This window comes from Paludibacter jiangxiensis (genome assembly GCF_001618385.1).
Classification (GTDB): Bacteria; Bacteroidota; Bacteroidia; order Bacteroidales; family Paludibacteraceae; genus Microbacter; species Microbacter jiangxiensis.
In genome coordinates, this window is record NZ_BDCR01000004.1 from 534493 (window position 1) to 548949 (window position 14457).

Annotated in this window: 11 protein-coding genes; 3 read left to right on the forward strand and 8 right to left on the reverse strand. The window is 40.8% G+C overall.

Features of this window, described 5'->3' with window-relative positions; translation table 11 throughout:
* Positions 1 to 5 precede the first annotated feature (5 nt).
* Positions 6 to 1040 (forward strand): type IX secretion system protein PorQ, encoded by a 1035-nt coding sequence (gene porQ, locus PJIAN_RS12350; RefSeq protein WP_153802563.1) that lies wholly within the window; start codon positions 6 to 8, stop codon positions 1038 to 1040.
* A 20-nt stretch (positions 1041 to 1060) separates the two neighbouring features.
* Entirely contained in the window at positions 1061 to 1771 is a 711-nt protein-coding gene (gene cmk, locus PJIAN_RS12355) for a (d)CMP kinase (RefSeq protein ID WP_068705494.1), read from the forward strand.
* On the opposite strand, the gene PJIAN_RS12360 is transcribed toward cmk, so the two are convergent.
* From PJIAN_RS12360 to deoC, 7 genes are all read right to left on the reverse strand, one after another.
* The gene (locus PJIAN_RS12360) at positions 1768 to 2580 is read right to left on the reverse strand and encodes a transporter substrate-binding domain-containing protein (RefSeq protein ID WP_172795613.1); all 813 of its coding nucleotides are present in this window, start codon (positions 2578 to 2580) and stop codon (positions 1768 to 1770) included. The two genes, cmk and PJIAN_RS12360, sit on opposite strands and share 4 nt — an antisense overlap.
* Positions 2581 to 2613: 33 nt before the next feature.
* A complete protein-coding gene (locus PJIAN_RS12365) occupies positions 2614 to 5370 on the reverse strand; it encodes a DNA gyrase/topoisomerase IV subunit A (RefSeq protein WP_236714417.1) in 2757 nt (918 codons plus the stop codon).
* A 77-nt stretch (positions 5371 to 5447) separates the two neighbouring features.
* Positions 5448 to 6320, reverse strand: a complete 873-nt coding sequence (locus tag PJIAN_RS12370) for a diacylglycerol/lipid kinase family protein (RefSeq protein WP_068705500.1) — start codon at positions 6318 to 6320, stop codon at positions 5448 to 5450.
* Positions 6321 to 6476: 156 nt separating this feature from the next.
* Positions 6477 to 7457 (reverse strand): NAD-dependent epimerase/dehydratase family protein, encoded by a 981-nt coding sequence (locus PJIAN_RS12375; RefSeq protein ID WP_068705502.1) that lies wholly within the window; start codon positions 7455 to 7457, stop codon positions 6477 to 6479.
* A 1-nt stretch (position 7458) separates the two neighbouring features.
* Positions 7459 to 8115, reverse strand: a complete 657-nt coding sequence (locus PJIAN_RS12380) for an ABC transporter ATP-binding protein (RefSeq protein ID WP_068705504.1) — start codon at positions 8113 to 8115, stop codon at positions 7459 to 7461.
* A 19-nt stretch (positions 8116 to 8134) separates the two neighbouring features.
* On the reverse strand, positions 8135 to 9229 hold the full coding sequence (locus PJIAN_RS12385) for a lactonase family protein (RefSeq protein WP_068705506.1): 1095 nt from the start codon (positions 9227 to 9229) through the stop codon (positions 8135 to 8137).
* Between the two features lie 13 nt (positions 9230 to 9242).
* Entirely contained in the window at positions 9243 to 10121 is an 879-nt protein-coding gene (gene deoC / locus PJIAN_RS12390) for a deoxyribose-phosphate aldolase (protein WP_068705507.1), read from the reverse strand.
* 445 nt (positions 10122 to 10566) lie between these two features.
* On the opposite strand from deoC, the gene PJIAN_RS12400 reads away from it, so the two are divergent.
* On the forward strand, positions 10567 to 12021 hold the full coding sequence (locus PJIAN_RS12400) for an amino acid permease (RefSeq protein ID WP_068705511.1): 1455 nt from the start codon (positions 10567 to 10569) through the stop codon (positions 12019 to 12021).
* A 76-nt stretch (positions 12022 to 12097) separates the two neighbouring features.
* Here the strand turns inward: PJIAN_RS12400 and porZ are convergent, their stop codons facing one another.
* Entirely contained in the window at positions 12098 to 14446 is a 2349-nt protein-coding gene (gene porZ, locus PJIAN_RS12405) for a type IX secretion system anionic LPS delivery protein PorZ (protein WP_068705514.1), read from the reverse strand.
* Between the last annotated feature and the right edge of the window lie 11 nt (positions 14447 to 14457).

Consider the following 14457-nt stretch of genomic DNA (forward strand, 5'->3'; position numbering starts at 1 on the left):
AAGTTATGACCAGCTTAACCCGCATATTATCTTCTTTTACAATGTTTTGTTTGGCATTGATGACATATGCACAAGCTGGCGGGGTTGTATATTCATTTCTGAATTTACCGGCTTCTTCCCGACTTGCAGCCATGGGTGGAAGTAATGTATCCATCAGGGATAACGATATCAACTTAAGCTTTTCCAACCCGGCATTACTAACGCAAGAAACTGACAAATGCATTGGATTAAACTATACAGCCTATCCAGCTGGAATCCACATTGGATCTGCAATTTACGGCATTGCTTTGAATGACAACAGCTATATTGCTGCCGGAATACAATTTGTAAATTACGGACAGTTTCAGGAGGTCACAGAAGAGAATATGCAACTTGGCACTTTTTCCGCAAGTGATTACGCACTCAATTTGATGTATGCCCAAAAACTAACTGAAAAGTGGACTTTGGGGGCTATTGTGAAACCTATATACTCGTCATACGAAAGCTATTCCAGCTTTGGCATTGCCACTGACATCGGAATTAATTACAATAATGAAGAAAGTCTTTGGAGTGGAGGTCTTGTCATTAAAAACATAGGTACTGAATTGAAAAGCTATTATTCTTCGGATGGTGCGCAACACACAGAACGTTTACCTTTCGAGATTATGATGGGAGCCTCAAAACGTTTTGCACATGCACCTTTAAGAGTCTCAATAACAGCCACCAATCTTGAAAAATGGGATCTTTCTTATTCAAAACTGAACACATCGCTCTATGCTGTTGAAAATGCAAAAAGCAACTTTACTGGTATGCTTTTAAGGCATTTGATATTAGGCGTTGATTTCCTGCCATCTAACAATTTTTATCTTACAGTCTCCTATAATTTTCGCAGAGCGGCAGAGATGTCCATCAATAATGTTCGATCAATGTCGGGCTTTGCTGGTGGATTTGGCATGAAAATATCGAAATTTCAAGCTGGTTTTAGCGTTGCTCAATATCAAATCGGAGCTTTATCTTATAATTTTTCACTTACCACTTCACTCAATCAATTCGGTTTATAACGATCACAAACACAAATAATATGTCTGATAACATAAAAATAAACATTGCCATCGACGGACATTCTTCGTGCGGTAAAAGTACCATTGCCAAAGGGTTAGCAAAGAAAATCGGTTATACTTACATTGATAGCGGAGCGATGTACAGAGCTGTCGCACTTTATTGCCTACAAAACGGACTAATAAAAGATGGTGTAGTAGATGAACCAGCCCTAAAATCGAGCATAAAAACACTTATAATTGAGTTTAGACCCAATTCTATGGGAGGTGCAGACACCTACATGAATAACGTTAATGTAGAAAATGAGATCCGTTCTTTAGAAGCCGCAAGTGCTGCAAGTAAAGTCAGCACCATAAAATTCGTGCGCCAAACAATGGTATATTTACAACAGCAAATGGGCAAAAACAAAGGAGTTGTGATGGATGGCCGCGATATTGGTACTGTAGTATTCCCCGATGCAGAATTAAAAATATTCGTTACCGCGAAACCGGAAATAAGAGCAGAAAGACGTTATAAAGAGCTATTAAACAAAGGCCTGGATGTTGATTATGATGATGTGCTTGCCAATGTAATAGAACGGGACGAAAGAGACTCAAATCGAACGGAAAGCCCTTTACGTCAGGCTGAAGATTCGGTGGTACTTGACAATAGCGACCTTACCCCCGATCAACAATTTGAGTGGGCCGTATCTGCGTGCAAAACAGCTATTGAAAAGGTAAAAGCAAGTCGTTAATTGTAATATTTTGCATACAAAACATTAAATTTATCCGACTTTGTGAAATGCTCTAACCAACGGTTTGCCGATTTAGTCAATTCCGGCGTTCGTTTGTTAAGACCCCACCCTTGCAACTGAGGGAACCCGATTTCAACATTCGTATCAATACCCGGGAAGCGTTTCACAAAGTAATTTGCAATCTTTTCATCACAAACTCCATAGCGAATACTACCTTTGGCAATCAGAAGAATAAGTTCCTCTGCGTCATGCACTTTAAGCTCACTCACGTAAATAGTGTCACTAATTTCTTCTGCCAAATGTTGTATTCGCTGTGCATAAGAAGAACCACGTACAATACAAAGTTGTTTTTTACCCAAATCCAACTGGTTCTTTACATAAATAGTATCTTCATCTCCCGAGGATTTTCGCTGCACCAGTACCGATTTAGACAATAAAATGGGCGTAGAAATCGAGATATGTTGCAACACATCCGTTGTCCTCGGAATATTCTGCGCGATCAAATCCACTTTCCCTTTTTCCATCAATAGAATGGCTTCAGCAACATCCGGCACACGTACCCACTTAATTTTAACCTTCAAACAACTATCAACAAACATTTTGGCCAATTCATACTGAAAGCCGGCCATGGTGTCGCCTCGCATCATGCAATCAATCTGATTCATCCGAACTGCAATGCGTATTTCCCCACTTTTTTGTATCTTCTCAATATCACGAGGACCGGAAGGCAAAAGAGCCCAAAGAAGTATCACATTTATAAACAACAAGATAAATAAAATTACCCCAATTATTTTAGTACGTTTTTGCATGAGCATGAATTTTATTTGTTAATAGGAGCACCCTTAAAATAATGCTGTCTGCCCTGTCACTTCGTCTATTAAAGGAGGTTCTTCATCATCGTTTCCCGCAGCATTTTCCGGCAATACTGATTCTGCCTGCATTAAACGAGCAGGCGATGCTTGGGGTTCTTCACTTTCATCTGCCATCGCATCTTGTGAACCTATATCTTCGGTACCATTTTCTTCCCATTCACTTTCGTCGGTCTCAACCGGTTCGGGATAACGGGTCGGCTCCAACTCATTAACGGATGCAATTTCCCAGGTACAAATGCGTTTTCCTTTGGCTTTACAACTTTTGATGCCGATAAATTCGTCCACATCAAGAGTGATAGGGTCTCTTTCAGCGTCTTTACCTCCGAATATAATCTCGAACCGGGGATAAACTTCACTGGAGATATGCAACATGGTGGAAGCCGGGTTATCTCCCAGAAAATTCACTCTCTTTTGAGACGGCTCAAGGGTAAAGCGCTTCAGGTAAGGGAAATTTTGCTCTGCATCAAACAAAGCAACCGACCATATTTTATCAGCATCATACTTTTCAATAATCTTTGTATCAGCATCATAGTGATTTGTCAGGTCAAAATTTGTCGTATAATAATCTCCTGTCTTGGTAATCACCAAAATCTGATCATCGCTTTGAAACTCGCCAAGGAATTCACCTCTGTTGTCGTAATTGAGGCGCAAAACATCCCTATCAAACCAAACATTACGGCCTCCCAGCGTTGAACCTCCTTTATGCTTCAGGGTAATCCTCAGAATATCATTCTTGGTCAGGATATTACCCATAGACTGACGCCCTTTTATAGCAATATCGCTAAAGTCTTTTTCAAACAAAAGGTTTTTCAACCGAGGTTTCGGTTTCAGTGCAATACGTATTACTTCTGCTTCGCCATTGGGATTCACACTGAAATACACCACTTTTGAATTAGGTTTTCCCTGCGTCAGATCATACTCTTTATCCCTGGTAGTACCGGTAACGGCAAAGCGCTTCATGTAAAATGCACCTGTTCTACCGTCACGATAAACTGCATTGTAAATGGTACGTGTATCATTTCTCTTAAAGATAGCCAGATGAAGAATATTTTTACCAACAAACAGTTTGTCTGCCACTTTCACCACCTTATATTTTCCATCTTTAAAGAAGATAATAACATCGTCAATATCAGAACAATTACTTACAAACTCATCCTTTTTCAGACTTGTTCCGATAAAGCCCTCCTCATAGTTCACATACAGTTTTTCGTTGGCTTCTACTACTTTAGCGGCTTCAATTGTTTCAAAGCTTCTGATTTCACTGCAACGAGGGTATTTAGCACCATATTTTTCTTTTAACCGGACAAACCAGTCAATTGTAAAGTCAACGATATGCGCCAAATGAAAGTCAATTTCTTCAACTTGTTTCTTTATTGCAGCAATCTCTTCTTCCGCCTTTTCAGAACTGAATTTAAGGAAGCGCCTAGTTTTAATCTCGAACAAACGCAACATATCGTCACGTGTCACCTCGCGCAAAAACAACTCTTTGAATGGCTCTATCCTTTTGTCAATATGAGCAATAGCTTCATCTATCGACTTACTGTCTTCAAATTCTTTATCCTTATATATGCGTTGTTCAATGAATATTTTTTCCAGAGAGGCAAAATGAAGTGCCTCTAGTAATTCAGCACGTTGTATCTGCAATTCCAGTTGAAGCAATGACAATGTATGATCCGCGCTTGTCCGCAGCAATTCACTCACGGTAATAAATCGCGGTTTGTTGTCTTCGATCACGCAACAGTTGGGAGAAATACTCTTTTCACAATCCGTAAACGCATAAAGCGCATCAATGGTTTTATCCGACGAAACTCCGGCCTGTAAGTGAATCACAATCTCCACATGTTGAGCTGTATTGTCATCTACCTTACGAACCTTGATCTTCCCTTTGTCATTGGCCTTCAATATTGACTCTATCAGTTTGCTGGTATTTGTTCCAAAAGGAATTTCATTGATAACAAGAGTCTTATTATCAAGTTTACTGATTTTCGCCCGTACTTTTATCGCACCACCACGCTCTCCGTCGTTGTAGCGTGACACGTCCACATAGCCTCCGGTCTGAAAATCAGGATATAATGTAAACGGCTCATTTTTCAGGTATGCAACTGAAGCATCGAGCAGTTCATTAAAATTGTGTGGTAAAATTTTGGAATTCAAACCCACGGCGATACCTTCAACGCCCTGAGCCAGTAGTAATGGGAATTTTACAGGCAGAGCGATAGGTTCCTTATTACGACCGTCATAAGAAAGTTTCCATTGGGTTGTCTTGGGATTAAATACAACGTCGAGGGCAAATTTTGATAAGCGGGCTTCAATGTAACGGGGAGCTGCAGCACCGTCGCCGGTAAGAATATTCCCCCAGTTACCCTGACAATCAACGAGTAGGTCTTTCTGCCCCAACTGTACCAAAGCATCACCGATAGAAGCATCACCGTGAGGGTGAAATTGCATGGTATGACCTACAATGTTAGCCACCTTATTATAACGACCGTCATCTATCCGCTTCATAGAGTGAAGAATACGGCGTTGCACAGGTTTTAATCCATCATAAATATGAGGTACTGCACGCTCAAGAATTACGTACGAAGCATAGTCGAGAAACCAGTTTTGATACATTCCCGACAGATGATGCTTCACCTGTTCATTATGTACGTCGGGGATATGATAATCGGAATGCTTTGATTGTTCAGAAACTTCTTCTACTGCATCATCCTTTCCATCCAGCTCCATATCCTCGTTGATATTCTCTTCGTTGATGTCCATTATGTTTATCTGTATTTTATCCTTACACTTTAATTGCCAAACACTTAAACCAAAACTTTTAATACTTTCGGTACAATTTCCACCTCCAGATGTTCTCCCATCATGCCCGGTTCTCCATCATAGTGCACATAATCTTCTTTTGGACGTTCAACCAACAGCTTTTTGCACTTAAAAACCTCTACATACCGGGTTTTATCCAGCTGCTTGGTAAATAATCGCAAACTGATTTTTGGCGCAACATATATAGGAAATTCCGACATCACCACAACGTCCATAAAGCCGTCTGTTACTGATGCTTTCGGGGCAATCGAGGCATTATTACCCCATTGCGATGCATTTGCAAAAGTCACCAAAAAAGCGGTTCTCTCAATGGGAGGATTATTGTCAAAAGTAAGCTTATAAGTCTGTGATTTATAGTCGAAATATTGAAAAATTACTTCACCCATGTACACCACAGGACCACGTTTTCCAGCTTCTGCAAAACGATTGGCAATATAAGCGTCATAGCCGATGCCGGCAGTACAAAAGAATGGTTGATTATTGAGCAACCCTGCATCAATGTTATTCACACGCATTTTACTGATTCTCCTCAATGCGGCAGACGCCTGCAAAGGCAATTTCAGGTGTAAAGCCAACCCGTTACCTGAACCGCAGGGAACGATTCCTAATGCTGTATTGGAATTCATCACTGCACGTGCGATTTCATTTACCGTACCATCACCTCCAATAGCAACAACGGCGTCATATCCTTCAGCAACATATTCTTTTGCCCTCAAAAAACCATCATTGGCATATTCGGTGAAATGTATGTCCACTTCAAAAAGAGCTTCTGAAAAATACTTATGAATCAGATCCGGATACTTTGTTTTCCTACCTGTACCCGACTTGGGATTTATAATAAATGCGATTTTTTTCATTTGTTCAATTATAGCCAAACATCCATTTAATCAACCAATTACATCAAATAGTTTTTTTAGCATTATGCAAAGATAAAAAAAATTAAGCATCGTTCAAAAGAAGGTTTGCGATTGTTGAAAAGTATCTGGATTACCCCAAAAGAAGTAAGATTATTTTTATTTTTTTGCGGTGCTGAACCACGTGATAGCGTCAGCAATTGCAGGTTCGATAGGATGAATCACATAGCCTAATTCCTGTTCTGCTTTTTGCGAGCTATAATAGTGTGGTAACAAACTAAAAACAGCATCATTCTTAGTTACTATGGGCTTTTTACCCCGTATCAACGCCAGCTTTTCCAGGGCGGATGCAGCCGACAATGTTATAAATGCTGGCAGCACTGCCAGTGGTTTTGGACGATGACACAGAACCGCCACCTTGTTGAAAAACGCCCGATACGTAAGATTATGACCAGCCAAAATATAGCGTTCTCCGCTACGTCCCTTTTCGGCCGCCAAAATTGCCCCCCGACACACATCTTTCACATCAACAAAGCTGTTACCTCCCGACGGCGCGAATAGACCTTTGTTTTTTAATACCTCGTGCACTATTCGCGACGACGTCCCATGAGTATCGTATGCCCCGATCATAAAGCCGGGATTCACTATAACAATCTGTATATGAGCACTTTTATTTTGAAGTAAAAATTTTTCTGCTGCTAATTTTGTATCCGGATATGGGTTGCGAAGAGTTGCAAAATCATGCAAACTAATCTCGTTCGCAATTGCACTTTTCCCTTCAATCCCAATTGTATCTACCGAACTGATATGGACAAAACGCTGCACCCCCGCTTTACATGCGGCTTTAAACAAAGATTTGGTTCCCTCCACGTTCACCAGCTCCATTTGGCACCGGTCTTTTTCAAGTGAAGAAACAATTGCGGCTGCATGAAATATCCAATCGACATCTTTACAAGCCCTCTCAAGCGATAATGCATCATTCAGATCACCTTCAAAGCACTCTGCCTGTGGATAATCTAAAGCAGCCCGTGCTACTCTTCCCTGTCGGCTCAAATAGCGAACACAATGGCCATCGTCGCACAACATGCGCAACAGATTGCCACCCAGAAAACCGGTTGCTCCAGTTACTAGTACCCGCATATCAGGAATCGTGAACCAGACCGTCTTTCATTGTAATAATACGGTCTGAAAGTGCGGATAGTTCTTTGTCGTGAGTCACAATGACAATAGTGAGGTTGAACTGATTGCGGACGTCAAAAAAGAGACGATGCAGCTCTTCTCTGTTCTTTGAATCCAAGCTTCCCGATGGTTCATCGGCCAGAATTACCGACGGATGGTTCATCAGCGCTCTGGCTACGGCAACGCGCTGTTTTTCACCTCCGGAAAGCTCATTTGGCTTATGAGTAAGCCGATCGTTCAATCCTAGGAAATCGAGAAGTTCTTTTGCCTCATTCTCAGTTTTCCGGAAGTTCTTTTTGGCAATCAGCGCTGGAAGCATTACATTTTCCAATGCTGAAAACTCAGGCAAAAGCTGATGAAACTGAAAAACGAAGCCTATATGTTGATTTCGAAAAAGAGACAATTCCCTTTGTTTCAACGAAAAGACATCCGTTCCATCAATTACAACGGATCCGTCATCAGGCCGATCGAGCGTTCCTACAATCTGCAACAACGTAGTTTTTCCTGCTCCACTTGGCCCTACAATCGAAACAATTTCGCCTTTACTGACATGCAGGTCAACCCCTTTTAATACTTGCAGGGAACCAAAACTCTTTGTAATCTGATGCAACTGAATCATAATGCCTTATTTTCAGAAATCAATGTTTTATGTTTATAAATTTCATGCACACAGGATGGGAAACCGATACTTTTTCATTTACCGGAGATAACATACCCGTTTGGTTATTTCTTTTGAAAACAACAATATCATTGCCATCCTGATTGGCTACGAGTAAAAACTTGCCGGTTGGATCAATGACAAAATTACGTGGTCGATTTATGCCCTGAGTTGCCCACCCAAGAGTCTTTAATGTTCCTGAAGCGTTATCAAAAGCATAAATCACAATACTGTTGTGTCCGCGATTAGAAGCGTACAAGAAACGGCCATCCGGAGAAAAATGAATATCCGCAGCTGAAGTTTTCATGGTGAAGCCGGAAGGTAACATAGTGGTATGAGACACTACATTAGTGAAAACTTGTGCGGAATCCCTCTTTATAATTGTCACTTTATTTGCTAATTCATTAGCCACCGCCATCCATTTGCCGGAAGCATCAAAATCTATGTGACGCGGCCCCATTCCTTTGGGAAGATTTACTTCTGCAAACGGCATCAGTTTGCCTTCCTCAATAGAATAGACCAACACCTTATCAAGCCCTAAATCTGCCGAATAGATATATTTTCCTTTGGGATCAGGCAGAATGCAGTGTGCACGGATCACTTTGCCCCAATGTTTATCAACGGTTGCCAATGCTCCAATGCTACCGTCATTATTCAATGGATAAAATGTCACCAATCCACTTCCATAGCTTGCAGCACCAAGCCATTTTCCGGCTTCAAGTTCGGCGATATAACAGCTATAACTTCCTTCGCCACTTTGGCTGTTAATGAAGTTCAGCAACATTGATTTATCTATTGAGAAAGCCGATAAACAATAGGTTTTATCCTTTTCTCCAACCGTCCACAAGAATCGGTTGTCGGCAGAAACTGCTAAATAACTCGGGTTGTCAACACGTGCCGCTATTTCCGGAGTGGATAGTCTTCCGGAGACAGTATCCAACCAGCAACGATATACTCCTTCGCTCCCCTCGCCCGTATATGTTCCAATAAAAAATGGTAATGAATTATTTTTTTGAGCAGATACCAATGAGATGGAAGCACATAACAACAACAAGCTTACAGTCTTTTTGATCATCAGAGTTTTATATTTAGAAATACGAAACTGTTTTACCGTAAATATCCGACAGCAAATTGTTGGCAAGACGGCTAGCGCCAAAACGGAACAGTTTATTATTCAGCCATTCATCACCAAGAACCTCTTTTACAATGGTATAGTATTTCACAGCATCTTCAGTCGTGGAAATACCTCCTGCCGGTTTGAAACCTACCTTCTGTCCTGTCTTATTATAGAATTCTTTAATAGCTCCGCACATTACGTAAGCAGCTTCCAAGGTAGCCGCAGGAGACATCTTACCTGTCGACGTTTTGATAAAGTCAGCTCCGGCTGCCATTGCAATTAACGATGCTTTCTTAATATTTTCGGCAGACACCAAAGCTCCCGTTTCCAGAATAACTTTTAAGTGAGCATCACGACAAGTTGCTTTCAGTTCATCCAGTTCTTCGTACAATTCTTCATAATTGCCTTCCAGAAATTTACCAACCGAAATCACCACGTCAATTTCAGAAGCGCCATCGCTCACAGCCATAGCAGTTTCTGCAATCTTGACTTCAAGGAAAGTCTGAGAAGAAGGGAAACCAGCCGAAACAGCCGCTATACCCAATGGGAATTTCAACCTTTCTTTGACGGTCTTTGCAAACGATGGGTAAACGCAAATTGCAGCCACAGAAGGCATATCCGGAAATTCGCCGGGAAACGCATTTACTTTATCCACAAAGGCTTCTATAGAAGAAGTACTATCTGAGGTATTGAGTGATGTCAGATCTATCAGATTAAAGCAAGTCTTATACACTTCTGTTGTAGCATTTGCTGTAGCTTTTTCTGACAACAATTTCGATACTGATTCTTTTACCTGATCATCGTTCAAGTTGCAGGTATATTCTTTAAACAACGCGTTAAAATCTCTCATGAGTCAATAATTTGAGTATAAACTTGATAAGTTCAGGCATTTTGCCAATGACCTTATCCGGGTTAAAATTGAAGATAAATAAACGAGTCAAAAACAAGGGTATTTCAAAGAAAAATCAGATAAAAATTTTCGAGACTAAAAAACAAGAAAATGATTATCAAACATTTGCCTTAACTATACCCGTAATGGCTTCGTATACATGCAAAGGTATCACTTTTTTGGGATTTACCATATAAATACGACGAGCATTCATCGTTTTCAATTTGCCTAAAACAGGGTATAACATCAGTACATCCCATTTTTGTTCAAGACAAAAAAGATAACCGCAAGCATCAATATAATGAATTAAAATGGTTATTTTTGCAAGTAATTTGTATCGAATTATTCATTTCAACACCAATTTTATTAGCAAAGTGTAGCTTTTACTCCCGATAACAATATTATTATGATAAAAGATCTCTTCATTAAAAAGACGTTAGCACAGCTTGACGAACAAGCTGACAGTAAACACAATGAGCTTCGTCGTCATCTGGGTCCTGTCAATCTCACATTATTGGGAATTGGCTGCGTGATTGGAGCCGGAATATTTGTGCTTACCGGTACAGCAGCTGCATTACACGCAGGACCTGCTATTGCCTTATCATTCATCATCTCAGCTTTCGGATGTCTTTTGGCTGGTTTGTGTTATGCCGAATTTGCTTCAATGATTCCCGTTTCCGGCAGTGCATATACCTATGGTTATGCCACCATGGGTGAATTTATCGCCTGGATTATCGGATGGGATTTGATTTTAGAATATCTTTTCGGCTCCGCAACAGTTGCAGTTGGCTGGTCCGGCTATGTAAGCAGTCTTTTAGCCGATGTAGGACTTCATCTTCCCAGTGCGATATGCCAAAGCCCGTTTGTTTTTGATGCAGAAGGATGGCACACCACCGGAGCTATCATAAACTTTCCTGCCGTGTTCATTGTAGCATTAATGACCACCCTATTGGTTATAGGCATCAAAGAATCGGCAAAGTTCAACAACATCATTGTAATGATCAAGGTAATTGTCATTCTGCTCTTTATCGGATTTGGCATAGCATATATAGACACGCACAACTGGACTCCGTTTATTCCTGCAAGCACAGGTCCGGGCGAATTTGGATGGTCTGGTATTTTAACCGGAGCCGGAGTGGTTTTTTTCGCTTATATCGGCTTCGATGCCGTATCGACCACATCACAGGAAGCAATCAACCCGAAACGAGATATGCCTATCGGCATTTTAGCGTCTCTCATAGTGTGTACCATTCTCTACATCGCCGTCAGCCTCACATTGACCGGGATTGTCAACTACAAAGATTTAAATGTACCGGCTCCTATTGCTCTTGCGATAGATACGGCAGGACAAGGTCTTGCATGGCTTCGTCCAATCATCAAAATCGGTGCTATTGCAGGTTTGAGTTCGGTTGTTTTGGTCTTGCTGCTGGGGCAATCAAGAGTATTCTTCTCGATGGCAAGCGACGGGTTACTGTGGAAAAGCTTTGCCAAAGTTCACCCCAAATTCAAAACTCCTTATATAACAACTATTGTCACAGGCTGTTTTGCCGCTTTTTTTGCAGGACTTTTTCCTATTGGGTTGTTAGGAGAACTGGTCTCAATAGGCACGCTCCTTGCTTTTGTAATTGTATGTATCGGGATTATCATACTGCGCAAAACAGAACCGGATGCCCCCCGCGCATTCAAAACTCCATGGGTACCTGTCATTCCAATTTTGGGCGCATTAGTTTGTTTTGTTCAAATGGCATCCTTACCAAAAGACACCTGGTATCGTTTGTTCGGATGGATGGCGATAGGATTTATCATCTATTTCACATACAGCCGTAAACACAGCAAAACAAGGCAATACCGTCAAGAATAAGCGTACAATAGAAATAACAAGGGAGGACTTGAAGCTAAATTATCAAGTCCTCCCTTGTTATTTTACCGGGTCTATTTTATTGAATAACCAATATTTTCGTCATCCCCGACTGACTTCCATCCGGAGAGACTGCCAAAACAAGGTATACACCTGTACTTACTCGTTTACCACCTGCACGTTTTCCGTTCCAGGTAGCTATTCCTCCATTCGAAGTAGTCTCATAAACAAGATTACCCGCAACATCTGTTATTTTAACAACAGATCCGGTAATCAATCCGGTAATCGTAATCAAACCTTCATACGTTTCTCTTACAGGATTCGGATATGCATACATCGTATCAAATACAGAACTACCTTTATTGGCGTCCGTCTGATATGATATCAATCCCTGATCTGTGCCTATAAACAATTCTCCGGTTGCTTGATTTAATTCTAACGAAATTATATTATCAGACAAAAGCGGACTATTGGCAGCCGTAAAATGAGCAATAGTCGCCGTTCCATCTTCCGAAACTAAATAAAGACCCGACGTCACAGTTCCAATCCATTTGCGGTTTGCACCATCAACTACAATAGAAGTTACCTGCTCTGTACCCAGCAGATAATCGGCATTATTTGTCCCGTCATTCCTTGGAATCTTAATGCGGGAAATAGTAAAATTGGGAGAAAAAGCTTTATCAGGATTGGAAATCACAATGGGCCCCTTGCCTGTTCCAATCCATATCTTATTGTTTTTATCCTGTACAAGACACCTGTAGTAATCCGAAGCAAAAGCGTTGCCATCCTGATCAAAGAAAGAGGTATAAAATGCTTTCTTATCATCTGAAGTATCATCCAACGTGCCATTATCGTCGAAAACAAAAACGCCCTGGTTGATTCGGGCAATATTACCCCATTTCCGGTTTGAATTCAGGTTATCAACCAATATTCCCTGCACATTTGTTTTGTTCGAAATAAGCTCAAACGGATATGATTTTACGATCCCCGCTGGTGTCAGATATTTAATGCTATTGCTCACAAGAGAATTAGTAAACCAAAGATTCCCGGCTTTATCAAAAGCAAGGCCGTCCAAACGCTGATAATACAATTCCAGGCTTTGTCCCGGGAAAATTGATTCTATACCATTGTTCTTACTATTGTACCATTTATAAAACTTATTATCCTTGAATTCATACAATCCCATTCCGTAGGAAGATGTAAAGAAATGGGTATTGTCTTTTGGATCTACTGCTATCGAAATAAAATCATACACCGGCAAGGTCGGCACATTTGTTTGAGCCGCAATCGAAGTTCCTGAAATATAGCTCCATTCGTTATTTTCGAACATCATTACTGATGCCGGATGCTTATATTGTGATGCCCATCCACCACCAGGGACAACAAACAATTTATCTCCCGCAAATGTCATTTTCCATGCATTATTATCAAAAGGCCCGGCCGGTTTGAATTTATTAGCAGCCACGCCTGCCGCATCCGCTTCCACAATACCGTCCGAATCTCCATTTACATACCAATATTTTTTTAAGGTCGGATCATACGTAATCATTTGAGGGGCAAGATTTTCCAGTGTGGATAAAGTAAGATTCTCATCGTACACGTAAATAGTTGATGTCGCATCCGAAATAAAATAAAGCTTTGTACCCTCTGTCTGCATTCGAGCAATACCGGAAAAAGAACCTACAGCGTCCCAGACAGCCCCATCTACGGACTTGTATACAACCCCGTTTTGCAGCAACCATAATGCATTTGAAAACGCTATCAGATTATTGTTGGTACCCGTAGGAATTGTTGATACATTACTCCAGGCCTGATAATTTGCAAGATTATGATCGACAGCATTGGCCTGCATTAGTCCGGAAGCTGTGAGTGCATAGATCTTGCCGCCAAATACAGCAGTGGCCAACACAGAGACATTACTTCCATTTGAACCTATGACATAATTATCTGCAATCTCCTTTTTCACTAAATTGACTACCAAAATTCCAAATTTACACGAAAGATATGCATAATCCCCATTGAAAGATATGCTATTCAGTGTTTTATCGATAGAAGTCAGTTTATCATGGAATTCGGGAATATTGGCAATGCCATATTCGGAATACAGATCAATATTGGCATCCGAATAAACAATCAGAAGTTGGTTATGCGATTTATCATACGCTATCGCATTGATCCCATTATCGCTAAGACCTGTAATTTTGGAATACTCTTCAATACTTTGATCTGCTTTATTAACAGAAAAGAGGGCACCGGAACTAATGGCAAAAACTTTTTGTGGAGTCAATGCCAGTTGATTGGTCGCATTATACGCAAAGTAAGCACACCACTTCCCCATCTCTGTTTGAGAATTGGCTATAACATTACTTACCAGCACAATACATAAGAGTGCAATAATTTTAAAGGTATCTCCGGATAATTTTTTCATTTACAAACGCA